Below are 23,960 nucleotides of genomic sequence, written 5' to 3'. Positions count from 1 at the left end.
AGGAAGCATAAAAGGCGCGTAAGATCCGTTTCTGTTAATAAGTTAGCAGTTAAGGCAAACTAATTGTGCAAATTCTTTGATAAAAAAGACAAGTAAGAACCGTACATGAACCAATTATACTTTATTGCCTCTATGTTGGCAATTATACTTTCCAGCATACCTGCAAAGGCTAAAACATACTATGTCAGTTTAACTGGCAAAGACTCTAACTCCGGGACATCTGTTACAAATGCATGGGGCTCTATCGAGAAAGTAAATGCTACACATTTTCTCCCAGGTGACTCTATTCTATTTGAGGGCGGTAGCATATTTTCAGGCGGAATATTCATTGGCGCTAGCGAAAAAGGGCAGCTTTCTCCCATCAATGGGACAGCCAAAGACCCGATTGTATTTAGCTCCTACGGTACAGGTCGCGCTACCATATCCAGTGGCAAAATAGCTGGCTTCAAGGCATACAATGCAGCAGGCATCAAAGTCGAAAAACTAATCTTCAGCGGAGCAGGCAGCACAGTCAATGAATCTTTTGGTGTTGAATTTTACATGGATGTCCCTGATACCCTTCTCGAGTTTATATGTGTCGACAATGTAGAGGTTTTCGGATATCGAGAGGCGGGGATTGCTATCGCGAGTTGGGATCAGATCACGGGAGGTTATAAAGATGTCTCAATTACAAATTCATCTTCTCACGATAATGGAGATGCAGGGATAGTTGCTTATGCGCAGGGAAAGAATATTGTACATAAGAATATTTATGTAGGATATTGTAAGTCCTATAATAATTCAGGGTTGCCTGATAAATGGTGGAATCATAGTGGAAGCGGAATTACTTTGGGAGGAATTAGTGGGGCTCTAATTGAATACTGTGAATCTTATAACAATGGGTGGCTAAATAACTATAGAGATTCTGGTCCAATAGGAATATGGGGGTATAACTGTAATAATCTATTAATTCAATTTAATGAATCTTATTATAATAAGACTAATAGTGTTACAGATGGAGGCGGCTTCGACTTAGATGGAGGCTGTATTAATTGTACTTTGCAATATAATTACTCCCATGACAATGATGGTGCAGGATATGTAATAGCACAGTATGTTAATGCCCCTCCAATGAAGGCTATAGTTGTTAGATATAACATAAGTGAAAATGACGCGAGGAAAAATACTTATGGCAGTATTTTAATTTGGTCTTCTGGTGCAAGTGGAGGTATTGCTGAAGCTGAAATATATAATAATACCTTTTTCATTACACCATCAAATTCTAAGAATGGCCCCCCTAATGCTATTTGGTTAAGTGTTGACTCAACTAATAAAGTAAATATTAGAAACAATATATTTGTTACAGCAGGAAATGTAAGGCTAATAAACAAATTAAGGTATTCAAATGTCCGATTTGAACAAAATAATTATTGGTCTTTAACTAAAGACTTTTTCATCTTATGGGAAGGTAAATCCTACTCCTCTCTTGAAGAGTGGCGCGAAGCCACAGGTCAGGAAACACTAAATGGCAAGCCAACCGGCTACTCCATTGATCCGGAGCTGAAAGATCCAGGAAAGGGAGTTACCATCGGCGATCCAACAAAACTTTACACTCTTACTGGTTATGAACTGAAAGAAAGCTCCGGCCTCATAGGCAAAGGACTTGATCTGAAAAAAGAGTTTGGCATTGATATAGGTAAGTATGATTACTTTGGTAACAGTCTGGAGGGTCTCGAGGAATTTTCTATCGGAGCTTACCAGTTAGTGAAAACTGCTCCGCTTCCGGTTACATTCGCTTCTTTTACCGCCACACGGCAGGCAGAAGCCGCTCTCCTGGAGTGGGAAACAGCCTCCGAACGCAACAGCCGCGGCTTTGGCGTGGAAGTGTCGCTGAATGGTACTGCATTCCGCCCGCTTGGCTTTGTAGCCAGCAAAACACCAAACTCAAATCAAATACAACGCTACAATTACCTGGATACGGAATTGGGCAAGGCAGGCACACGCTATTACCGCCTCCGCCAAGTGGACCTGGATGGAAAAGCTACTTACTCAGAAGTTAAAGCACTGGCTTTTGATGAAGAGACTGTTGCCGGCCTCCGTGCCTTCCCTAACCCTTTTACCAAAGATCTGACACTGGAAGTAACCGCAGAAAAAGAAGAACTCCTCAATATTACAATCACAGATCCTTTAGGGCGGATAGTACTTGAATCAGCTCAAAACCTGAAAACAGGCAAAAATACGATGACTTTAAAGCTTTCTGATAAATACCCACGAGGCTTCTACTTGCTTAAGGCGCAACATGGAGTAAAAACTTACCAATTGAAGCTCGTCCGGCAGTAAGCAGGCAATGATATAAATCGGCCACAACCTCATACTTTATTCCAATAAGAACGTTAAATTATACTATGAGAATACAGTTTGAGAATAAAGTGGCCATTGTTACAGGTGGGAGTTTTGGCATTGGCAGAGCCACAGCCATTATGTTTGCGCAAAGGGGAGCTAAGGTTTCCATAGTGGATTGGGTGGAAGACACAGAAACACTGAACGCCATTAGATCTGCGGGTGGAGAAGCCCTTTTTATCAAATGCGATGTTTCCAAGGACGCGGATGTGAAGAAAATGGTAGAGCAGACAGTAAGCACCTTCGGCCGGCTGGATTACGCCTTTAACAACGCCGGAATTGAGGGAGCATCGGCACCGACCCATGAGGTAACCGAGGAGAACTTTGACAAAGTGATTGGCGTGAATCTGAAAGGAGTATGGCTCTGCATGAAGTATGAAATTCCATACATGCTCCGGCAGGGAAAAGGGTCCATCGTCAACTGTTCTTCCATAGCAGGTATAATCGGCTTTCCCAACATACCAATTTATACTGCCTCAAAACATGCTGTAATAGGTATTACCAAAACGGCTGCCCTGGAGTATGCGCAATTGGGCATACGGGTCAATGCAGTGTGTCCTGGAGTAATCCAGACACCTATGATCGACAGGTTCATCGAGAAAAACAACACCACAAAAGAGGCTATGGCAAGCGGAGAGCCAATAGGGCGGTTCGGTGAACCAGAAGAGATAGCAGAAGCCGCTCTCTGGCTATGCTCCGATGCGTCCTCGTTCACGACCGGGCACGCGCTGGTAGTAGATGGAGGCTGGGTTGTCCGTTAAATCAAGTATAAAGTAATGGCCATAGAACCAAATCTGGCAGATTATGATTCCTTCTCTTCCTCTTTCAGTTGGGAACAGGAGAAGTCTGGCCTTAGCGGTTTGCCTACTGGGCAGGGGCTAAACATTGCCTATGAAGCGATTGACAGGCATGCCAATGGTACGCTGAGTAACCATACTGCTTTTCGCTTCATACATAAAGACAGGTCGGTGATGGAGTGCTCTTATCAGGATTACAAGGAGCTGACGAACCGCTTTGCCAACGTGTTAGGTCAACTTGGGATTACGAAAGGCGACCGCATTTTTTCATTTCTGGGCCGCACACCTGAACTCTATTTCTCGGCATTGGGGACCCTAAAAAAAGTGGCGGTTTTCTGCCCGCTGTTCAACGTGTTTGGTCCCGAGCCGGTGTTTCAACGCTTAAGCCGGGGTGATGCCCGGGTACTGGTCACCACCAAAGACCTGTTCGAGAAGAAAATACGCCAGCTGCTAGAGCGCCTGCCTGAGTTAAAGTATGTGCTGCTGACAGATGCTGATCAGGATGAAAGCATAAAGATCCGCTCGCTCCCCCGCCTGATGGAAGAGGCTTCGGCAGAATTCACCATCCCTCCTACCGATCCCGAAGATCCGGCGTTGCTGCACTTTACCAGCGGCACTACCGGTATGCCCAAAGGTGCGCTGCATGTGCACAAAGGCGTATTGGTGCATTACGTTACGGGCAAGTATGTACTTGATTTCCATCCGGATGATGTTTACTGGTGCACCGCTGATCCCGGTTGGGTTACTGGTACATCGTATGGCATCATTGCCCCACTCGTTAATGGAGTAACGAATGTGGTGGATGAGGAGGAGTTTGACGCAACTCGATGGTATTCTATACTTGAAGAACAGAAAGTAAACATCTGGTATACTGCTCCGACCGCCATCCGGCGCCTGATGCGCATGAACATCAACCCACGTGAGAAATATAACCTGGAGAATCTGCGCCTGATGCTGAGTGTGGGCGAACCGCTGCACGCAGAGGCAGTTTTATGGGGAGAAAAAACGTTTGGCATGCCTTTCCTGGATAATTGGTGGCAAACAGAGACAGGAGGTATTATGATTGCCAACTTTCGGTCGCTGCCAGTCCGGCCCGGCTCCATGGGCAAACCTTTGCCCGGTGTTGAAGCCGCTGTCGCAGAAATAACGGAAGGAGACCTTCACATCATCAAGGAGCCTGGTAAAGACGGTCAGCTGGTTCTGAAACGTGGCTGGCCTTCCATGTTCCGCACCTACCTGCACGACCAAGAACGCTACAACAAGAGCTTCCACGGAGACTGGTACATTACCGGCGATCTGGCCAGGCGCGACAGCGATGGCTACTACTGGTTTGTAGGTCGCGCCGACGACATCATCAAGACGTCCGGACATATGGTAGGACCTTTTGAAGTGGAGAGCGTGCTGATGGAACACGCAGCCGTGGCCGAAGCAGCTGTTATCGGCAAGCCGGATCAGTTGATCGGGGAAATGGTAAAGGCCTTTATCGTACTGAAACCAGACCAGCATGCGGATGAGGCATTGAAGATGGATATAACAGCCCATGCACGCCGTAAACTAGGGCCTGCAGTGGCACCCAAAGAGATAGCCTTTATTGATAACCTGCCCAAAACCCGCAGTGGTAAAATACTGCGCCGCCTGCTTAAAGCACGTGAACTGGGACTTCCGGAGGGAGACCTTTCTACTTTAGAGCAACCCTGAAAGTATAAAGTATGGCACAGGAACCAGCAACAGCTAAACCACTCACACGGGAGCAGGCGCAAAAACTGCTTTATCAAATGGTACTGATCCGGAAGTTTGAGGAGATGTCTGCGGAAATGTACACAAAGACGAAGATCCGGGGTTTCCTGCACCTTTACATCGGCGAGGAGGCGGTTGCAGTGGGCGTGATGCAGTCACTTGGTACTGAAGATAATGTACTGTGCACTTACCGGGAACATGGGCACGCGCTGGTTCGGGGGCTTGACCCAAAAATCATCATGGCTGAGATGTATGGAAAACAGGAAGGCTGCAGCAGAGGCCGTGGTGGCTCTATGCACCTCTTCGATGCCAAAACAAGGTTTTACGGTGGCAACGCTATTGTGGCCGGCCATCTAGCCATGGCAGTTGGAATGGCCCTTGCTGATAAAAAGATGAAGCGCAACGGGCTTACCTGCTGCTTTTTCGGGGAGGGCGCCATAGCCGAAGGGGCTTTCCACGAGGCGATGAACCTGGCAGCGTTATGGCAGGTGCCGGTGCTGTTTGTGTGCGAAAACAACTTCTATGCCATGGGCACGGCCCTGCGTTATACCCATGCCCAAACAGACCTGACCCTAAAAGGAGCCGCTTACGGCATTGCGTCCGCTGCTGTAGATGGCATGGATTTGCTGGCCGTAATGCAGGCTGCGGATACGGCATCAGACACTGTTCGCAACACCGGTAAGCCATACTTGCTGGTATGCAACACGTATCGTTTCCGCGCCCATTCCATGTTCGATGCCGAGCTTTACCGTGAAAAAAGCGAGGTGGAAGAATGGAAAAAACGCGACCCCATACCCGGTTTTTACAATTACCTCATGCTGCAACAGCTGCTCACAGCGGATGATTTCAAGGCGATGGAAATACAGGCCGAAAATGAAGTACAGGAAGCCGTGGATTTTGCCGAGACCTGCAGCTGGGAGCCGGTAGAGGAGCTAACAAAGTATACTTACAGCGAAAACGCAAGCTGATGCCGGACAATCTCATCACATACCGCGAATGTATCAAGCAGGCCATCCGGGAAGCCCTGCTGGGAGATGAGCGCGTATTTATGATGGGGGAAGACGTAGGGCGGTATGGGGGCGCATTTGCTGTGAGCAAAAACCTCTTGCAGGAATTCGGACCGGAGCGCATCATGGATACTCCCTTATCGGAAGCGGGCTTTGTCGGGGCAGGTATAGGTGCCGCCTTAGGTGGTATGCGGCCTATAGTTGAGATCATGACGGTTAACTTCAGCCTGCTCGCTCTGGACCAGATCGCAAACAATGCGGCCACACTGCTGCACATGTCCGGCGGCCAGTTTAACGTGCCGCTCGTTATCCGAATGAGTGCCGGCATAGGCCGGCAACTGGCGGCTCAGCACTCGCACAGTTGGGAGCCGCTCTTCGCACACCTTCCGGGTTTGCGCGTACTTTCTGCCGGCACCCACGAAGACGCCCGTTACATGCTTGCCCCTGCCCTGCTCGATCCTGATCCGGTAATCATCTTCGAGTATACTTCTCTGCTCAATCTGGAAAATAAACTGCCGGAAAACACCGGAAGTATTGACATCAGCAAAGCAAAAGTACGACGAGAGGGCAAAGACATTTCCATCATTACCTATGGCACGGGAGTTTACAAGTCTTTGGAAGCCGCCACTGAACTGGCAGCGTCCGGTATCGATGCCGAAGTGGTGGACCTGCGCATACTTCGCCCGTTGGATGAGGAAACTATTATTGCCTCTGTTGCCGAGACACACCGCGCACTAATTGTTGAAGATGCCAGTAAGTCTGTAAGTATATCCTCGGAGGTGAGCGCCCGCATCATGGAGAGATGTTTTTACGAGCTCGACGCGCCCGTTAAGCGCCTGTGTGGCGCCGAGGTACCGATTCCCTACCCAAAGCACCTGGAGGATGCGGCTGTTCCGCAGCCAGCTCAAATCGTATCATCCATCAAAAACATACTACAACATGCTTGAGTATCGAATGCCCAGCCTCGGTGCCGACATGGAGAGCGGCTTTCTGCGTGAATGGCGCGTAAAACCTGGCGACCAGATCCGGAAAGGAGACATCATTGCCGAAGTGGAAACTCAGAAGGGAATCATTGAAATAGAAGTATTCGATGAAGGCACGATTGGTGAACTGCTGGTGAAAGTGGATGACAAAGTACCCGTAGGCACCCTGATGGCAACCATTATTCCTGCAGGCGAAGCTGTACCTGTTACTGCTGAAAAGGCACCTGCTGCTATCGGCATACCTGCTGCAGAAGTGGCAGCAGCAGAAGAGCACCACATCAGGGCATCACCACTTGCCAGAAGAATAGCATCCGAAAAAGGCATAGCTCTCTCCTCAATCCACGGCACAGGTCCGGACGGCGCTATCACCCGGGATGATGTAGAACATGCCATTTCTGCACGCATGGCTCCTGAAGCGAAACCGGAATTACAAAAAGAACCGCCTACTGCACCAAAGGAGGGTATATCAGAAACAAAATCAGCAATACCGTCTGCTCCGGTAGAAGTAATCCCGACAAAACCTACTTCAGCGCCGGGCTTCTCCACCGAAACGGTACGCATGGCTGTGGCTGCTGCAATGAGCAAATCAAACCGCGAAATACCGCATTATTACCTCGAGACCAGGATTGACATGTGCAGCGCCCTCAACTGGCTGTCAGAGGCAAACAAACAGCGCCCGGTAAGGGAACGCCTGCTGCCGGCAGTGTTGCTCATAAAAGCGGTAGCTCGGGCTTTAAACGATGTACCCGACCTGAATGCATGGTGGGAAGATGGCCTTCAGCGGAAAGCAAGTATAAATGTTGGCTATGTGGTGTCCTTGCGTACAGGAGGCATTATGGTGCCAACCATACACGATGCAGATAGCAAATCTCTTGACGAGCTGATGCAGGCGCTGAATGACCTCATTCCCCGGGCACGGGCCCTCAGGCTGCGTAGCTCCGAGCTTGCTGACTCTACCATCACTGTCACCAGCCTAGGTGAAGGCGGCGTAGAAACAGTTTACGGTGTGATCTATCCGCCTCAGGTAGCACTGGTTGGTTTCGGAGGAATTACAGAGCAACCCTGGGCAGAAAACGGCATGCTGGATGTTCGCCCGGTACTTACAGCCACATTAGCTGCCGACCACCGGGCCTCAGACGGTAGTACAGGCAGCCGCTTTCTAACGGCTATCAAAAACTACTTGCAACAACCCGATAAACTATGACTCAGGAGGAAATAAAACAGACGCTGCTGCAAAGGCTCAAAAGTATAGCGCCCGATACGGAACCTTCTCAACTTAAACCGGACGACAACATCCGGCAGACACTGGGTATAGATTCCTTTGATTACCTGCAATTTATTGTGGCGCTGGATGAGCAGTTTGGTATACAAACACCGGAGGAAGACTACGGAAAGATTCAGACACTAAAGGAGCTAACCGATTATGTTGATGCACGAGTAAAGAGGTAAGTATAAGGAGGTATATGCCTCAGGCAAAAGTTTTGCTAAGTTTACCAGTCATGGTCCTGAACCAGGCTAAGGCGTTACCCAAATTATTTTGTGCCTCTTGCGATAGCCCTTCTTTTAGTTGCCACTGATGCCCCTGTATAGCCATTACCCACGCTTGGGGCACCTTCTCATAAAGTTGCTGGCATAAGTATAGAGCACTTTCTGGTAAAAGCTGGTGGGTAGAGAAACCCGTCCCGGCGTTGGCTTCGCAATTACTAAATAAAAAGCCCGCTGCCAACTCTCCTTGGTGGGCATCCACAAAAATGACCTGCTCATAATGGGAGATCAGTTCCGCATCTTCCAGGTTTAGCTGAAACCGGTATTGACAATCCCCGTCAAAAAAGTTGCTTTGTTCCACCTGCTCCACAAAAGCCCAACCAAGCCCGTCGTCTTCGCGTCCGGAGTTGCCAATCCCGATCAGCAGCGTTTTGCTAGCCTCTTGTTTTTTCATGCAGCAGCCTCTCTTCCGAATCGAATAGGGAAACCTTTAACGGCATTTGCCCCAGGGCATGGGTGGCGCAGCTCAGGCAGGGGTCAAACGTACGGATAGCGGTTTCTACCTGGTTGAGCAATCCTTCGGTTATCTCAGGTTTTCCGTCCAGCACCTTCTCTGCCACCCAACGCACAGCTCTGTTCATGGCCTCGTTGTTGTGGGTGGTGGAAACGATCAGGTTACATCGTGTAATCATGCCGTTGTCGTCTACCTCGTAGTGGTGGATGAGCGTGCCGCGCGGTGCTTCTATGACGCCAATCCCTACGTTGCGCATTTCCCCCTGCCGTACCAGTTCCCCCTGATCAAGCGTTTCATCTTCTAGCACTTCCTTCATCAGCTCGGCGCAATGCAGCACTTCAATCATGCGGGCGATGTGCGTATGCATGGAGTGGTTGTTCGGCTTGTCACTGGTCAGGGCCTTAAATAGCTGACGTTCTTTTTCTGCCAGCGGCGTAGGTATAAAGTCACACACGTTCAGGCGGGCCAGTGGGCCAACCCTGCTCCATCCTTTTTCCCGCCCCAGGCTTTTCAGATAGGGGAATTTCAGGTAAGTCCAGGGCTCGGTTGCTTCACTCAGGATATTCTGGTAGGTGCTGTCTGCCTGATCATTTATCACTCGCGTGCCTTCAGCGCCTACAACCCGCAGCTTGCCATCGTAAAGCTCGTGCGCGCCACCTTCACTAACCAGACCGAGGTGGTTGGAAGGGAAAGAAGCAAATTCATCCATCCAAGGTAGGTGCTCTCTGCGGTAATCCTTCAGAAACTGCACCATCTCCAGCGACCACTCTATCATGGTATACACAGAAGGAATAGTTTTTCCATCCAGGAAGAAGTACCGTTCTTCTTTACTCAAGCCTTTATGCACGCCCCCGGGTGTCACTGAAACACCGTGTACCTTCTTACCGGCGATGGCCTGGATCAGTTCCTGGCCAAACTTGCGCATTTGGATTCCCTTCAGCGCCAGCTCCCTGTTGGCTACCGCCACTTCCATGATGTTCCGTTTCTCGGCCGGGGCGTCCACACCGAACAGCAGGTCAGGGGAAGCCAGATAAAAAAAGTGCGTGGCATGGGATTGAAAAACTTGAGCATAATGTAGCAGCCTCCGGATTTTGGTGGCGGTTGGTGGCAGGTTTTCCGGGTCAACTCCCACGATCTGGTCAACGGCCTTACCGGCAGCCAGATGATGGCTTACCGGGCAAATTCCGCACAGGCGCTGCACCAGCAGGGGCGCCTCCCAATAGGGATGGCCCTTAACAAAGCTCTCAAAACCCCGGAACTCCACGATGTGAAAGCGCGCCTCCTTTACACGGTTATGCTCATCCAGGTGGAGCGTCACCTTTCCATGTCCTTCCACTCTTGTGACGGGATCTATCGCTATTTTTCGGTTCATCGCTTTAGTCATACTTAAACTCCTCGTAAGGCACGTTGAACTTGGTACCGAAAAGCAGGTTCTGCACCACCTTGTAGATGTGATCCGCCCCGGGCGGGCAACCCGGTATGAAATAATCAATCTTCACCACTTCGTGGCAAGGGTATACCTTGTCCAGGATTTTGGGCAGGTCCTCGTGGTGCGGGATCACAGCGGTTTCGTCAGAGGTGGCAGACTGCAGGTAGGCCTCCTCCATGGTTTGCTCAAGCGGCATCCAGTTGCGGAGGGCCGGCAGGTTGCCGTTAATGGCACAGGCCCCAACCGATACCAGAATTTCGCAGTTCTCCCGGAACTTCCGCAGCACCTCCACATTCTCATCGCTGCAGCAGCCTCCTTCAATCAGGCCAATGTCGCAGCGGGTGGTGAATTGCTTAATATCAGTAAAAGGAGAGCGGTTGAAAGTAACAAGCTGGATCAGGTCCAGCAGATTCAGGTCCATGTCCAGCATAGACATATGGCATCCAAAGCAGCCCGCCAGCGACACCGTAGCTACCGTTTTTTTCTTTACTTCCGGCGCACTTTCTGTTCTTGGTGCTGCTAGTGTTGCTTCCACAGCAGGCGACACCGCAGAGATCGGCATCTTGTCATACTTCCGGTAGCCGGGTGTATCTATGGTATCTTCTTTCAGCAGAATGGTACCCACCGGGCAGATCTCCATCGCGCGATGAGCCTGTTCGTAGGTCAGTCGCGCCTCCTGCTCGTAATCGACAGCAACCACCGTTTCTTTGCCCCGTTGCTGAAAGTAAAAGACGGGCTTCCCATCGTCGGTAAACACCTCCTCCACACAGCGCTTGCACTGAATGCAGCGGTGGTGCTCCATGATGATGTGCTTGGGTTTATAATCGATCTCACGGCCCGGAAAGGTAAAGGTGAAACGCGGGGTGTCCATACCCATTTCGTAGCCCAAAGCCTGCAGCACGCACTTCCCGCTTTTCTCGCAGAGCGGGCAAATGTGGTTGCCCTCGGTGAACAGCATTTCCACCACGGCTTTGCGGTGGTCCAGCAGCTCCGGGCTCATCACTTCCACCTCCAGGCCCTCCTGCGCCTTTACCTGGCAGCCGGCCGTATACTTCCCCTTTACTTTTACCGTGCACACCCGGCAAGTGCCCAGCGGCGGATCAACATGATCAAAGTAGCAGAGCGCAGGTATGAAAACGCCATTTGCCTGCGCCACCTTCAGCAGGCTCTCCCCTTCCGGGCACACCATCTTTTTCCCGTCTACCACAATGGTCACTTCTTTCCTGCTATGCTTCATGGGTGAGTTGGTTATAATTTCGCAGCGCCTTCTCCAGGTCAAATTCTTGATTGAACCGGTCTTCTTGCACCAGCCTGTCCTGAAATAGTTGGGGGAATTTATGGATAGCCTGCTCCAGCGTATTGGGGGCCGTTTGGCCCAGTCCGCAGCGGCTGTTGTGCTTGACAATGGCCGACCACTGTTGCATTTTGCTCACATCGCCGGCGGTGGCCTGTCCTCTAATTACCTTCTCCAACAAATGCAGCAGTTGCGGATTGCCGGCGCGGCAGGGCGTGCAAAGTCCGCAGGATTCGTGGGTAAAGAAAGCCGAGAAGTTGTACAGGATCGTAAACAGGTCTCTTCCCGCATGAAAGATCATCACCGAGCCGCCGCAACGGATGTCATCACAGGAAATCACCCGGTCTTTTTCTTCAGCAGAGATAAGTTCTCCGGAAGGACCGCTCATTTGGATAAACCCTGGGTTTTCAGCCCCACACATTTCCAGCAACTCCCCCACGCGCATCCCCCATTCAATCTCGTACAGGCCCGGGCGTTTACAGTCGCCGGCTATACTTAGCAGTTTAGTACCAGTTGATGAGGGTGTGCCTAATTTTTCAAATCTCTCTACTCCCAACTCTAAGATGCGGGCTGCGGCGCAGAGCGTCTCCACATTGTTGACCACGGTGGGTTTACCCAGAAAGCCTTTTTCTGTGGGGAAGAACGTCTTCAGCCGGGGCTCTCCCCGTTTGCCTTCCAAAGATTCCAGCAGGGAAGTTTCCTCACCACATATATAAGCACCGGCACCCAGCTGCACCCGAATATCGAATTTATAGTTGTTCAGTTCAGGTATCCGGTGCCGCAGAAAGCCCTTCTTTCGGTAAATTTTCAACTCCTCATTCAGCTTCGGCAAAAGCCAGGTATACTCTGCCCGCAGGTAGATGATGCCCTCCTGCGCCCCGACAGCATAACCGGCAACGATCATCCCTTCCAGCAGCAGCTGCGGCATCAGGTTGAGCAGGGCCCGGTCCTTAAAGGTACCCGGCTCCCCTTCATCAGCATTACAGACAATATATTTCTTTCTTCCTTTAGCTTTCCGGCAAAGCTCCCACTTCAGACCAGTCGGGAAAAAAGCTCCTCCCCTACCAGACAAGCCGGATTCCTTGATTTGCGCAATAACCTGATCAGGAGAAAAATCTCTCAATCTATTCAGCACTATTCCCGGCTCAAACTCCCTGAAGAGGATAGCCTTGTCTCCCTCCGGTTTATACTGTACCTGCTCCTCAATGGCATCTGCCAACGCTGCTGGGGCTGTGCCGGATTTCAGTTCCTGTATGATGTAGTGGACTTTCTCAGGTGTCAAGTTAGTGAAAGGCTGAAAATTAATAAGGGCTGCCGGCTCTCTGTCGCTCAGGCCGATGCAGGACGTTTCAAATAGTCCGAACGTACCTGTCTGATCGGTACTTCCTGTTAGAGCACCGGTTTCCCTTTCAAAGGCGGCTTTCACTTCTTCAAAACCATGAAACCGGGAGAGAATGCTGTTGTTGAGGTAGATGGTATACTTACCTGCCGGCTTTCGCTGGAAGAAGTGATAAAAGCTGATCACACCTTCCACATCTACAGGCGATAGGCCGAAGGCAGACGACACCTGCACAACATCCTCATCGCTCAGGTACCCCCGCGCGTTCTGACAATCCCACAAGTGGTCCAGCAAATACATTCTTTCTTTTTGCATTGCGACTGAGGGTATAATTGCGGAACAATCCTTCCTGCGTTACGTTTGTATTAACGTAATAAAATTCAATCTGATACCATTTACGTTATATTAACATTATATCCTCAGCGCCTGTGCATGAACTCTCCATTGCCCTGAGCATTGTTGAAATTGCCGAAGAAGAAGTAAAAAAGGCAGGCGGTACGCAGGTAGAGCAGATTGTGCTGGAGATAGGAAGCCTGGCCAGTATAGAAGAAGAGGCCTTGGCGTTTGCCTGGCAGGAGGCTGTAAAACAAACGGTGCTGGAAAAGGCCATATATGTTATCCAAAATACAGCTGGAAGGGCCGTATGCCTTGCCTGTAAGAGAGAGTTTGAACTAAGCTTTATGTATGACCTATGCCCTTTTTGTGGCGATTTCCGGAAAGAGCTGATGCAGGGGAAAGAACTTAGAATTAAATCTTTGATCATCATTTAAACTCCAAGCTATGTGTACTACCTGCGGATGCAGCTCAGACGAGCCAGCCAATATGGCGCAGCCCGGACTACAGGCAAAGCCGCTGTCCGTGGCCGGACCTCCACAAAAGCAATTCCATCTTCTGGAGCGGGATGTGCTGCAAAAAAATCATCATGATGCGGCTCACAACCGGCAGCATTTTGAAAAGAGTGATGTGTTGGCCATTAACCTGGTGAGCTCGCCCGGGTCCGGTAAGACCACGCTATTGGAAAAAACCATACTTGCGCTAAAGGATGAGATATCTTTTTACGTGATAGAGGGCGACCAGCAAACCATGCTGGATGCAAACCGCATTGAGGCAACAGGGGCCCCCGTGATACAGATCAATACCGGTAAGGGCTGCCACCTAGATGCCGCTATGGTGCACGAAGCCTTACATACTATGCAACCCGCCAGGCATTCTATCCTGATGATCGAAAACGTAGGTAACCTGGTATGCCCTGCTTTGTTTGACCTGGGTGAAAAGTACCGGGTGGTAACCATGAGCGTAACCGAAGGAGATGACAAGCCGCTGAAGTATCCAAACATGTTTGAAAGTGCCGATATCTGCGTCATCAACAAGGTTGATCTGCTGCCTTATGTGGATTTTAACCTGGAGAAGTCGAAGGAACACGCGCTACGGGTGAATCATAAACTAAAGTTCTTTGAGCTTTCGGCTACTAAGGGAGATGGTATGGCCAACTGGCTGAACTGGCTACGGTTAGAACACGCAGGGATACCGGTATAGTTTATTGTGCCAACCTATTCAATCCATATTACCGGTCAAGTTCAAGGCATTGGATTCAGGCCTTTTGTTTACCGTTTGGCTCAGCAATTTAGACTTTGCGGCTGGGTCAGCAACCAAATGGATGGCGTGCACATCAAGGTTCACGGAAAAGAGCAGACCGTGCAGCAATTTTACCAGCACCTTTCAGCAAAGACACCTCCCCTTGCTCATATTCAGTCCCTGTCTGTAGTCAGAACAAAAGACGAGGCTTTTGACAGCTTCCAGATTCACAAGGCGCCAACAGCAACCACTGCAAAGCTTGTACTCACGCCCGATTTGGCAATGTGCGCTGATTGCCGTTCGGAAGTAAAGGACAGGTATAACAGGAGGTACCAGTATGCCTTCACAACCTGCACTTCCTGCGGCCCCCGCTATTCCATTATGGCCAAATTGCCTTACGACCGCGAGCATACCACCATGGTGCCTTTTGTGATGTGTGAGGCCTGTGCGCAGGAGTATGACGACCCGGATAACCGGCGATATTACTCCCAAACCAACTCTTGTCCGCAATGTCCTGTTACGCTGACTTTTTATAACGCTCGGAAGCACCTGATCACCACAGATCAGCAGCACATCATTCCGGCCACTGTTAAGCTTCTGCAGGAGGATAAAATAATAGCCGTGAAAGGATTAGGCGGTTATCTGCTCATGGCCGATGCCACTAATGCACAAACGATTGCTCGGTTACGAGAGCGCAAGCACCGTCCCTCTAAGCCTTTTGCTCTGATGTACCCGAACCTGGAAATGGCGTTGCAGGATGTTATACTTAGCAAGGAAGAAAAGAAACTGCTTCTTTCGCCAGAGGCACCCATTGTGTTGGCTCAAACCAAAAATCACCCTACCTCCGGCATACAGGCAGCGCTTATTGCTCCTCACCTGGATAAGCTGGGCATCATGCTGCCCTATACCCCACTGTTTGAGCTGCTGCTAACACAGTTCGGAAAACCGGTGGTTGCCACCAGCGCCAACCGCAAAGGAAGTCATATTGTTTTTCGCGATGAAGAAGCCTTCGAACAACTAGTAGGTATAGCGGACTTTATACTTACGAATGACCGTGAGATTCTCGTTGCCCAAGATGATTCGGTAGTACAATTTACCCCAAAGCACCGCCAGAAAATAACGCTCCGAAGGTCCAGAGGCATTGCACCGTCTTTTGAGACAGCATTAGGGAACAGTGAAAGTATAACTAATTCGTTAGCGCTAGGAGCAGATTTGAAAGGGACCTTTGCCTTTACCACCGCCGGCAACACGTACGTAAGCCAATACCTGGGTGACCTAACAAACTATGAAAACTTACTAAACTATGAACGCAGCCTGAAGCAGCTGTCAAACTTAATTGATTTTAAGCCTTCCCGGATTTTAACCGACAAACATCCGGCTTATGCCTCGGTGCAGTTCGGGAAAAAGCTGGCTCAGAGACTATCAGTGCCACGCGTAGAAGTGCAGCACCACGAAGCACATTTTGCAGCCGTGCTGGCCGAGAACCAACTGCTGGAAAGCACAGAGCCTGTACTTGGCGTCATCTGGGATGGCAACGGGTTAGGAAATGCTGGTCTGATCAGAGGAGGAGAATTTTTGCTGTTTGAAAACAATAGCATTTCCCCCCTGGCCCAGCTCGCACCATACCCGCATTTACTTGGAGATAAAATGGCCCAGGAGCCTCGTGTTGCTGCTCTTGCGCTTTGTTTTAATCTGGAAGGAGCTACCGAAATACTGAGACCATACTTCACGGAGGTAGAATGGCAGCTTTATCAAAAGCTGCTGCAGTCAGAACAGTATACTTCACAGACCACCAGCATGGGACGGGTATTTGATGCTGCTGCGGCACTTCTGGGCCTGTGCAGCCGAAACACCTACGAGGGCGAGGCCGCTTTGCTGTTAGAATCAGTAGCAAGTCGTGCGTCTGAAGCTCATGAACTGGTGGGTTATACTTTAGAAGCCTTCGATGGTCACAATTTACCTGTTAAAAATGTATTCCGTCAGATGATAGAAGATGTACAGCGTGGTATAATCAAGCAACAAATAGCAGCTAGATTTCATGACACACTAGTAAATATGATTGAAAGTATAGCTACGTTCTACTCGCTGCAGAAGATCGCTTTCAGTGGTGGTGTGTTTCAGAACAGCCTGCTGGTAGATCTGATCCTGGAGAAACTGTCACCTAATTTTCAGCTATACTTTCATCAGCAACTACCTCCCAACGACGCGTGTGTTTCTTTCGGCCAGCTGGCCTGGATGAAGCTGAAAGATAAGCAGAAAGTACGGGCAGATGAGCCTGCCAGTGAACAGAAGTATACCATACAATAACCTTAATATCTGGCTATGTGTTTAGGCATCCCGGCAAGACTTGAATCAATAGACAATGAAAATGATGTGTTTTTCCGCACAGGCAAGATCTCGTTTGGAGGAATTTCGCGCACTGTTAGCCTGGCCATGCTATCAGAGGCGAAGCCAGGAGATTATGTGCTGGTGCATGCCGGAATAGCGCTCAGCGTGATCAGCGAAGAAGAGGCAAATTCTGTCTTTGAGTACCTAAAGGAGACCGGAGAACTTGATGAAGAAGCAATGCAACAGGGGCCTCCTGCATGATGTACCCTCTCCGATTCAATAAGAATATATAAACAACGACCGTCGCTCTCACCTATGAAATATTTAAATGAATACCGGGATGCCAGTGTGGTGAAAAAACTATTATCTGAACTAGGGTCAATCGTGACCAAGCCTTGGATGCTGATGGAAGTATGTGGCGGGCAGACGCACAGCCTGGTGAAGAATGGAGTTCTGAACATGCTGCCGGACAAGATCACAATGGTCCATGGTCCCGGATGCCCCGTTTGCGTGACACCAGTTTCCATGATCGATCAGGCAGTGGCACTATCGAAGAGGAACGATGTGCTGCTATGCTCCTTTGGAGATATGGTACGGGTACCCGGCAGCAGCAAAAGCCTCATGCAGGCACGTTCGGAAGGCGGGCACCTGCAGATAGTATACTCCCCATTGGATGCAGTAAAACTAGCTGCAGATAACCCTCAAAAGGAGGTAGTATTTTTTGCTGTCGGATTTGAGACGACCGCTCCCGCCAATGCACTGGCCGTACTGCAGGCTGCCAAACTTGGGCTGTCCAACTTTTCTATACTTGTTTCGCATGTGCTGGTACCGCCTGCTATGGAAGCCATCCTGGACGACAGGTTCAACACCATTCATGGCTTTCTGGGTGCGGGGCATGTTTGTTCTGTGATGGGCATGCAGGAGTATCATCCCTTAGCTGCAAAGTATAAAGTACCTATTGTCATCACCGGCTTTGAGCCGGTTGATTTGTTACAGGGAATTCTGATGGCGGTACGACAACTGGAGGCAGGCAACGCTACGTTAGAAAACCAGTATGCCCGGGTAGTCCGGGAAACAGGCAATCTAGAGGCGCAGGCGGTGATTCAGGAGGTATTTGAGGTGGCAGACCGGGAGTGGCGCGGCATTGGCATTATCCCGCAAAGCGGGTATAAAGTACGGGAAAAGTATAGACAGTACGATGCTGAACAAAAGTATACGGAAGGTATTGCGCCCTCACTTCCACATGCAGACGTGGGATGTATAGCGGGTGAAATTCTGAGAGGAATCAAAAAACCTGCTCAATGCCCGCACTTTAGAAAAACCTGTACACCGCTCAATCCACTTGGAGCACCCATGGTCTCCACAGAGGGCGCCTGTGCAGCTTACTACCATTTCTCACAGGCATATGAATCCGCTGTTTCTCCAATATAAATTATGGATACACCTTCAGAACGTTTCACCTTGGCCCACGGCAGTGGCGGCGAGCTGAGCAACCAGCTGCTGGAAGGCAGTGTTTTTAAACTGCTGCACAACGAGTTCCTGCAAAAGCGACACGACGGAGCCGTGTTCGAACTCTCTGGCAGACTTGCCTTTACCACCGACAGCTATGTAGTATCTCCCCTGTTCTTCCCGGGCGGCAACATCGGTGACCTAGCTGTGAACGGAACCGTAAACGACCTGGCCATGTGCGGGGCCATTCCAAAATATCTTTCCCTCAGCTTTATACTGGAAGAAGGATTCAGCAAAGAAGAGTTCACCACTATACTTTCAACCATACGAAAGGCAGCGGATGCAGCAGGTGTGCTGGTCGTAACCGGCGACACCAAAGTGGTGGAGCGCGGCAAAGGCGACAAGCTTTTTATCAACACCTCCGGTATCGGGAAGGTACACCCGAAAGCTGCTATCGATGCCGATAACATCAAGATCGGTGACAAGATCATTATCAGCGGCCCTGTTGCTAGCCATGGCATGGCTATTATGTCCGTGCGCCAAGGGCTGGAATTTGAATCGCAGATCGAGAGCGATACTGTATGTGTGCACAAACAGGTGCTGGAACTGTTAGATGAGTTTGGTACAGATATACACTTCCTGCGCGACCCTACACGCGGAGGAGTAGCCACTGTGCTTAACGAACTAGCACGGCAAACGCAGCTGGGTATGGCCATTGCAGAACAACAGATCCCTGTTGATGCACAAGTACAGGCTGCCTGCGAAATGCTCGGTCTGGACCCGCTCTACGTAGCCAACGAAGGCATCTTCATCGCCTTGGTAGATGCCGGAGTAAGTGAAAATGTGCTGAAGACACTGCATAAAGCTACATCAAAACAACTGGCAGCTATTATAGGTACAGTGGTAGCAGAGCATCCGGGTCAGGTAGTTATGCAAACAGAGATTGGTGGCCGCCGGGTAGTGCCCATGCCTTCAGGAGAGCAACTACCCCGGATCTGCTAATGGAAGCATTGCTTTGTATCATTAGATAATAATATGCTCTACTTAATGAGTTTTGATTCTTACTATAGAGGATATAAAATTTAATATTCTATTGTCAATATATTTGGGAAACTAAAGAGTATTCTTACGACACTCAAATAGAAATTATAAAAATGGGATTATTCGACATCTTCAAAAAGCCTTTGACAATTGAGGACGACTTTTTCGGAAAGCTAAGGTTTATGAAAATGAAAGCGGATGGGAAAAGCTACTTTGAAGGAAAAGGTTTGTTTAAACCGACAGGAAAAGAAATAGAGTATTTTATCAACGCAAACGAGGGAGGTCCCGACCAAGATCAAAAGGAATTCTATAACTGGATTCAAGCAAACTATAGAGAACTGGTTATAAAATCTATACCACTAATCGAAGATGAATTCGGGAATTGGAAAGAAGGATTCACTATCAAAGACTTCGACAGAGAGTTCCATTTGGTCGCCTTGTCGATTCCTGACCAGAAGAATAAACCGTTTGAATGGAGCATGTCATTTGATGCAGAACACGATGATAACCATCAAGTGACGGTAGAATTCATCAGACATGAACCTCAAGCAGTAACAATAGACGGTTAAAAACTTCTTTGTCCAACAAGGTATACAAGTCAAACTTCGGCTACGCCTCGTTCGCTTTTATACAAGACGTTAACTGCAAAGCAAATTATATGACATACAGAGAAGCTACCATCGGAGACATCAAGCAAATACAAATTGTCAGGCATTCGGTAAAGGAGAATATTCTATCAAACCCTGACCGCGTTACAGACGAAGATTGCAAAGAGTTTTTAACAAGGAGAGGAAAAGGCTGGGTTTGTGAAATTGATGGTTTAATTATAGGGTTTGCAATAGCAGACTTAAAAGACAATAATATTTGGGCTTTATTTTTGAAACCCGAGTTTGAAGGAAGAGGAATCGGTCGTCAGTTACACAAACTAATGCTCGACTGGTATTTCTCTACTGGAAAAGAATTTGTATGGCTGGGAACATCACCAAACACTCGCGCAGAGAATTTTTATAGAAAAATAGGTTGGACAGAAACAGGGCTGCACGGTGATAATGAAATCAAGTTTGAGATGAACAGAGAAGATTGGCTAGAAAAGAAGAGTGGAATTTACTCCTAGAAAATGAAGCACTGCAGTTAAACTCGTAGAAGCACAACTTCTCATTCAAACACCTCTTTAAACAAACAGGGCGCCATGCAATTACTGCACAGCGCCCTGTTGCTATTTTATACTTGCTAAAGGTTAGTCAAGGCTTGTTGGAGCGATCTCAGAGTAAGCTTTAACTACTGTAATAGGCGTCGCTTCTACCTTTTTGCGGTACTCAGCCCACTGGGTAGTAAAGAACTGGTTTACCTTCGTTAGTGCCTCACGCGTCATCTCATCAGCCTGGGCTACCAACTGGGTTTCGGTCTGTGTAGGTGCATCGGTGCGGCCACTTACGTAAGAGCTGGCTTCGCGCAGCTTTGTTACTGCATTAAGTACGTTTGGCCGGCCATATCCCTGTTTCTCTAGCTTCTTGCCTACAATATCCTCTTTTACAGTTTTAAGAGAATCCTGTATGGCTTTGGTGGCTTTGCGCAGGTCTTCGAACTCCTTGCCATTTTTATCCTTCAGCTGGGTCAGCAGCAGTTCCGTTGCATCGGTAGCTTCCTGCAGGCGGTCGGTAGCTTCAGTAAGCTGGCGGCTGTGCTGGTTCAGTTTATCCTGCATGGCACGGCGTGCTACCAGCGCCTCTTTGTTGAATGGCACACGCGGATCCGGTTGCACGTTGATGAACGTAGAATCCTTAGCACCTGCATAACTGAACACCAGCTTGTAACGGCCCGGCAGCACCTGGCTTCCGGATGGCTCAGCATCGGTTTTCTTCGGCTTATTGCTGCCCGGCTGGCGCAGTCCTTTCTCAGTCAGGTTCCAGGTCAGGCGTTGCACGCCCATTGTGCTATCCGGCACCTGCTGCAGCGTACGGATGTGCTGGTTCGCATCGTTGTAAATGCGCACGTACACCGTATCGGTTTTGGCTGTTTTCTTCTCCTCTACAGCTGGCTTTGCAGGCAACGTAGTAGCCATTTTAGCGCCAGTCTCTTTGTTAACTGTTACCTTCTTTTCCTTCTTCTTAGCAGGCTTTGCAGCACCGGAAGTTTTCCCAGCTTCGGGTTTCTGCTTCGGCTTGATGTAGTAGGTCAGGTTAGCACCTGCCGGACGGTTCTGGGCCTGGTACAGGTTGTCGGTGTCGTTCATGTAACCGACGGCATTGCGGTAGTTAGCCAGGTAGGCATCAGAAGCTTCGAACGCTACAAGCGGTTTCTCCAGGGCCTTGCCACCGGTAGCAGCCAGTTTGCGCAGTGGACGGATGTTATCCAGCACAAAAATAGAGCGGCCAAACGTACCGATCACCAGGTCAGCTTCGCGCTCCTGTATGGCAAGGTCCATAACCGGAGTAGCCGGGATGCCTTGCTCCCACTGCTTCCAGTTTTTGCCTTCGTCTATACTTACCCAAAGACCGTGCTCAGTGCCGGCAAACATCAGGCGCGGCTCGGTCGGGTCCTGCAGAAAGCTTAGGGCATAGCCTTTCACCTGCTTCTCGTCTACCAAGCGCTTCCAGGTTTTACCAAAGTCGGTGGTGCGGTAAATGTACGGTGCGAAATCAGAGCCTGCACGGTAGTGGTTGGCTACCACATAAGCCTCACCAGCGTTGTGGCGCGAAGCGGTGATCTGCGGGATCCAGGCTTCTTTTGGCAGACCAGGTAGACGTTTGCTCACGTTGGTCCAGGTCTTGCCACCGTCACGGGTTACATGCACGTTTCCATCGTCGGTGCCTGCCCAGATCACGCCCTGCTGCAGCGCACTTGGCGCAATGGTTAGGATGGTGTTGTGGTTTTCGGCACTCGTGATATCCAGCGTTAAACCACCGCTTTCGTTCTGCTTGTGGTGCTCCGGGTTGTTCAGGGTCAGGTCAGGCGAGATAGTCTCCCAGGTCATGCCTTTGTCGTTGGACTTGTGCACGAACTGGCTGCCGTAGTAAATTGAACCTTTGTTGAACGGATCCTGGGCAATTGCCGCATTCCAGTTAAAACGCAGCTTGGTTTTATAATCAGCAATGGTTGGCTTCAGGAACTGCGTGCGTCCGGTTTCTTTGTCGTAGCGGGCCAGGTTACCTCCCTGCGACATAGCATAACCATAGCGGGCATCTTCCGGGTCCGGCATCACATCAAATCCATCGCCATACAGCACACTTTGCCAGGCATAGTTGCGGATACCACCCTGCGAGAACTGGTAAGCCGGACCGGTCCAGGAGCCGTTGTCCTGCAGGCCGCCGTAGATGTTGTAAGGTACTTCGTTATCTACATTTACGTGGTAGAACTGCCCGATCGGGATGGTTTCCGGGAAGGCCCAGGTTTTGCCACGGTCACGGCTGATAGCCACGCCACCGTCGTTACCGTCGATGATCAGGTTCGGGTTCTCCGGGTGAATCCAGAAGGCATGGTGATCGGCGTGCACCTTCTCCAGATCTGCGATCACTTTAAATGATTTACCACCATCCTCGCTCATAGCGATTGGCTGGTAGATCATGTAGATACGGTTCTCGTTCTTCGGATCAACAAAGATCTCGTTGAAGTAGAACGGCCGGTTTGTTACAATCGAAGCGTCTTCGGTTACTTTCGTCCACTTCTCTCCCCCATCGTCTGTGCGGTACAAGCCATTTTTGCCTGCTTCAACTAACGCATAGATGCGGTTCGGCATGCTGCGACTCATGGCAATGCCTATGCGGCCGAAATCCCCTTTTGGTAATCCATCTGCTTCAGTTTTCTTCTTCCAGGTTTTACCACCATCGTAGGTGATATATAAACCGGAACCTGCTCCGCCCGAGGTGAAGTCCCAGGCCGTACGGCGGTGCTGCCACATGGCCACCACCAGCTTGTTCGGATTGGTCGGGTCCATCACCATATCGGCCACACCCGATTTCTCATTGGTGAAAAGCACCTGTTCCCAGGTTTTACCGCCGTCAGTGGTTTTGTACACACCGCGCTCTTTGTGGTCGCCAAACGGCAAACCGATCACGCCGGCATACACTACATCGGGGTTAGTCGGGTCGATGAGGATGCGGTGGATGTTAAAGGTTTTGCTCAGGCCCATGTGCTTCCAGGTGCGGCCGCCATCTATACTTTTGTAGATGCCGTTGCCCATGTTCACGGAGTTGCGGGGGTTACCCTCGCCGGTGCCCACCCACAGCACGCTCGGGTTGCTCTGCTGCACAGCAATAGAACCGATGTTGATGTTGGGTTGGTCGTCAAAGATCGGGTTCCAGGAAACGCCGCCGTTCTCGCTTTTCCAGACACCGCCTGAGGCTGCGCCCACATACATGATGTCCGGGTTGCTGACCACGGCGTCGATGGCGGTGATACGGCCGCTCATGACGGCTGGCCCAATGCTGCGGGCCTTCATCTGCTTGAACACATCTGCAGGCAATTGCTGCGCCTGTGCCCCTGCCACACCCAGCATAGTCGCCAGGAGAAGATGAGGTAATTTTTTGTACATAAGGTAAGGTTAAGTTTAGTTTGTTTAGTGTAGGTAAATGTAATTAAGTTTTAACACAGAGTTCAATAGAAG

At 49.8% G+C, this 23,960-nt stretch carries 20 protein-coding genes; 15 read left to right on the top strand and 5 right to left on the bottom strand.

What is annotated here, in order from left to right; genetic code table 11:
• Positions 1-105: 105 nt before the first annotated feature.
• The 7 genes from MJ611_RS16005 (at position 106) to MJ611_RS15975 (ending at position 8,352) form a co-directional block, all read left to right on the top strand.
• Entirely contained in the window at positions 106-2,319 is a 2,214-nt protein-coding gene (locus MJ611_RS16005; RefSeq protein ID WP_250431152.1) for a T9SS type A sorting domain-containing protein, read from the top strand.
• A gap of 65 nt (positions 2,320-2,384) precedes the next feature.
• Entirely contained in the window at positions 2,385-3,140 is a 756-nt protein-coding gene (locus MJ611_RS16000) for an SDR family oxidoreductase (RefSeq protein WP_250431150.1), read from the top strand.
• Positions 3,141-3,155: 15 nt separating this feature from the next.
• Positions 3,156-4,874 (top strand): acetate--CoA ligase, encoded by a 1,719-nt coding sequence (gene acsA, locus MJ611_RS15995; protein WP_250431148.1) that lies wholly within the window; start codon positions 3,156-3,158, stop codon positions 4,872-4,874.
• Between the two features lie 11 nt (positions 4,875-4,885).
• Positions 4,886-5,881 carry a pyruvate dehydrogenase (acetyl-transferring) E1 component subunit alpha gene (gene pdhA, locus MJ611_RS15990; RefSeq protein WP_250431146.1) on the top strand — a complete coding sequence of 332 codons (996 nt, stop codon included), beginning with the start codon at positions 4,886-4,888 and terminating at the stop codon, positions 5,879-5,881.
• Complete coding sequence (locus MJ611_RS15985; protein ID WP_250431144.1) at positions 5,881-6,867, top strand: alpha-ketoacid dehydrogenase subunit beta; 987 nt, start codon at positions 5,881-5,883, stop codon at positions 6,865-6,867. Before pdhA ends, MJ611_RS15985 begins: the two co-directional genes overlap by 1 nt.
• Positions 6,860-8,107: a dihydrolipoamide acetyltransferase family protein gene (locus MJ611_RS15980; protein WP_250431142.1), complete on the top strand. Its 1,248-nt coding sequence runs from the start codon at positions 6,860-6,862 to the stop codon at positions 8,105-8,107. Before MJ611_RS15985 ends, MJ611_RS15980 begins: the two co-directional genes overlap by 8 nt.
• Complete coding sequence (locus MJ611_RS15975; protein ID WP_250431140.1) at positions 8,104-8,352, top strand: acyl carrier protein; 249 nt, start codon at positions 8,104-8,106, stop codon at positions 8,350-8,352. Before MJ611_RS15980 ends, MJ611_RS15975 begins: the two co-directional genes overlap by 4 nt.
• A gap of 19 nt (positions 8,353-8,371) precedes the next feature.
• On the opposite strand, the gene MJ611_RS15970 is transcribed toward MJ611_RS15975, so the two are convergent.
• Genes MJ611_RS15970 through MJ611_RS15955 form a run of 4 tightly spaced genes read right to left on the bottom strand, consistent with a single transcriptional unit; the run spans position 8,372 to position 13,279 of the window.
• On the bottom strand, positions 8,372-8,842 hold the full coding sequence (locus MJ611_RS15970) for a hydrogenase maturation protease (RefSeq protein ID WP_250431139.1): 471 nt from the start codon (positions 8,840-8,842) through the stop codon (positions 8,372-8,374).
• On the bottom strand, positions 8,823-10,286 hold the full coding sequence (locus MJ611_RS15965; protein ID WP_250431137.1) for a Ni/Fe hydrogenase subunit alpha: 1,464 nt from the start codon (positions 10,284-10,286) through the stop codon (positions 8,823-8,825). Before MJ611_RS15965 ends, MJ611_RS15970 begins: the two co-directional genes overlap by 20 nt.
• Positions 10,279-11,568 carry an NADH-quinone oxidoreductase subunit B family protein gene (locus tag MJ611_RS15960; protein WP_250431135.1) on the bottom strand — a complete coding sequence of 430 codons (1,290 nt, stop codon included), beginning with the start codon at positions 11,566-11,568 and terminating at the stop codon, positions 10,279-10,281. The genes MJ611_RS15965 and MJ611_RS15960 overlap by 8 nt, the downstream gene beginning before the upstream one ends.
• Positions 11,558-13,279, bottom strand: coding sequence for an NAD(P)H-dependent oxidoreductase subunit E (locus MJ611_RS15955; protein ID WP_250431133.1), 1,722 nt, complete (start codon positions 13,277-13,279; stop codon positions 11,558-11,560). Before MJ611_RS15955 ends, MJ611_RS15960 begins: the two co-directional genes overlap by 11 nt.
• Positions 13,280-13,392: 113 nt before the next feature.
• Between MJ611_RS15955 and hypA the strand changes: the two genes are divergently transcribed.
• The 8 genes from hypA (at position 13,393) to MJ611_RS15915 (ending at position 20,471) form a co-directional block, all read left to right on the top strand.
• The gene (hypA, locus tag MJ611_RS15950) at positions 13,393-13,734 is read left to right on the top strand and encodes a hydrogenase maturation nickel metallochaperone HypA (RefSeq protein WP_250431131.1); all 342 of its coding nucleotides are present in this window, start codon (positions 13,393-13,395) and stop codon (positions 13,732-13,734) included.
• Between the two features lie 10 nt (positions 13,735-13,744).
• Complete coding sequence (hypB, locus tag MJ611_RS15945; RefSeq protein WP_250431129.1) at positions 13,745-14,500, top strand: hydrogenase nickel incorporation protein HypB; 756 nt, start codon at positions 13,745-13,747, stop codon at positions 14,498-14,500.
• 6 nt (positions 14,501-14,506) lie between these two features.
• Complete coding sequence (gene hypF, locus MJ611_RS15940; RefSeq protein WP_317233147.1) at positions 14,507-16,846, top strand: carbamoyltransferase HypF; 2,340 nt, start codon at positions 14,507-14,509, stop codon at positions 16,844-16,846.
• 15 nt (positions 16,847-16,861) lie between these two features.
• The gene (locus tag MJ611_RS15935; protein ID WP_250431125.1) at positions 16,862-17,128 is read left to right on the top strand and encodes a HypC/HybG/HupF family hydrogenase formation chaperone; all 267 of its coding nucleotides are present in this window, start codon (positions 16,862-16,864) and stop codon (positions 17,126-17,128) included.
• Between the two features lie 54 nt (positions 17,129-17,182).
• Positions 17,183-18,298, top strand: coding sequence for a hydrogenase formation protein HypD (hypD, locus tag MJ611_RS15930; protein WP_250431124.1), 1,116 nt, complete (start codon positions 17,183-17,185; stop codon positions 18,296-18,298).
• A gap of 3 nt (positions 18,299-18,301) precedes the next feature.
• Positions 18,302-19,318, top strand: a complete 1,017-nt coding sequence (gene hypE, locus MJ611_RS15925) for a hydrogenase expression/formation protein HypE (protein ID WP_250431122.1) — start codon at positions 18,302-18,304, stop codon at positions 19,316-19,318.
• 221 nt (positions 19,319-19,539) lie between these two features.
• Positions 19,540-19,926, top strand: a complete 387-nt coding sequence (locus tag MJ611_RS15920) for a hypothetical protein (protein ID WP_250431120.1) — start codon at positions 19,540-19,542, stop codon at positions 19,924-19,926.
• A gap of 89 nt (positions 19,927-20,015) precedes the next feature.
• Positions 20,016-20,471, top strand: a complete 456-nt coding sequence (locus MJ611_RS15915; protein WP_250431118.1) for a GNAT family N-acetyltransferase — start codon at positions 20,016-20,018, stop codon at positions 20,469-20,471.
• Between the two features lie 123 nt (positions 20,472-20,594).
• Here MJ611_RS15915 and MJ611_RS15910 read toward each other — a convergent pair whose 3' ends face one another.
• Positions 20,595-23,888, bottom strand: a complete 3,294-nt coding sequence (locus tag MJ611_RS15910; RefSeq protein ID WP_250431117.1) for an exo-alpha-sialidase — start codon at positions 23,886-23,888, stop codon at positions 20,595-20,597.
• Positions 23,889-23,960 lie beyond the last annotated feature (72 nt).

This window comes from Pontibacter ruber, from assembly GCF_023630205.1.
Lineage (GTDB): Bacteria > Bacteroidota > Bacteroidia > Cytophagales > Hymenobacteraceae > Pontibacter > Pontibacter ruber.
The sequence above is the reverse complement of the archived record's forward strand: the minus strand, read 5'-3'. Positions and strand labels throughout refer to the sequence as shown.

Excerpts from the sequence above, each read along its gene's own strand:
- MJ611_RS15960 (WP_250431135.1), bottom strand. The coding sequence starts at position 11,568 with ATGAAGCATAGCAGGAAAGAAGTGACCATTGTGGTAGACGGGAAAAAG.
- hypD (WP_250431124.1), top strand. The coding sequence starts at position 17,183 with ATGAAATATTTAAATGAATACCGGGATGCCAGTGTGGTGAAAAAACTA.
- hypB (WP_250431129.1), top strand. The coding sequence starts at position 13,745 with ATGTGTACTACCTGCGGATGCAGCTCAGACGAGCCAGCCAATATGGCG.
- MJ611_RS16000 (WP_250431150.1), top strand. The coding sequence starts at position 2,385 with ATGAGAATACAGTTTGAGAATAAAGTGGCCATTGTTACAGGTGGGAGT.
- MJ611_RS15955 (WP_250431133.1), bottom strand. The coding sequence starts at position 13,279 with ATGCAAAAAGAAAGAATGTATTTGCTGGACCACTTGTGGGATTGTCAG.
- MJ611_RS15910 (WP_250431117.1), bottom strand. The coding sequence starts at position 23,888 with ATGTACAAAAAATTACCTCATCTTCTCCTGGCGACTATGCTGGGTGTG.
- hypE (WP_250431122.1), top strand. The coding sequence starts at position 18,302 with ATGGATACACCTTCAGAACGTTTCACCTTGGCCCACGGCAGTGGCGGC.
- MJ611_RS16005 (WP_250431152.1), top strand. The coding sequence starts at position 106 with ATGAACCAATTATACTTTATTGCCTCTATGTTGGCAATTATACTTTCC.
- MJ611_RS15965 (WP_250431137.1), bottom strand. The coding sequence starts at position 10,286 with ATGACTAAAGCGATGAACCGAAAAATAGCGATAGATCCCGTCACAAGA.
- acsA (WP_250431148.1), top strand. The coding sequence starts at position 3,156 with ATGGCCATAGAACCAAATCTGGCAGATTATGATTCCTTCTCTTCCTCT.
- MJ611_RS15935 (WP_250431125.1), top strand. The coding sequence starts at position 16,862 with ATGTGTTTAGGCATCCCGGCAAGACTTGAATCAATAGACAATGAAAAT.
- MJ611_RS15970 (WP_250431139.1), bottom strand. The coding sequence starts at position 8,842 with ATGAAAAAACAAGAGGCTAGCAAAACGCTGCTGATCGGGATTGGCAAC.
- pdhA (WP_250431146.1), top strand. The coding sequence starts at position 4,886 with ATGGCACAGGAACCAGCAACAGCTAAACCACTCACACGGGAGCAGGCG.
- MJ611_RS15975 (WP_250431140.1), top strand. The coding sequence starts at position 8,104 with ATGACTCAGGAGGAAATAAAACAGACGCTGCTGCAAAGGCTCAAAAGT.
- MJ611_RS15915 (WP_250431118.1), top strand. The coding sequence starts at position 20,016 with ATGACATACAGAGAAGCTACCATCGGAGACATCAAGCAAATACAAATT.
- MJ611_RS15980 (WP_250431142.1), top strand. The coding sequence starts at position 6,860 with ATGCTTGAGTATCGAATGCCCAGCCTCGGTGCCGACATGGAGAGCGGC.
- MJ611_RS15920 (WP_250431120.1), top strand. The coding sequence starts at position 19,540 with ATGAAAATGAAAGCGGATGGGAAAAGCTACTTTGAAGGAAAAGGTTTG.
- MJ611_RS15985 (WP_250431144.1), top strand. The coding sequence starts at position 5,881 with ATGCCGGACAATCTCATCACATACCGCGAATGTATCAAGCAGGCCATC.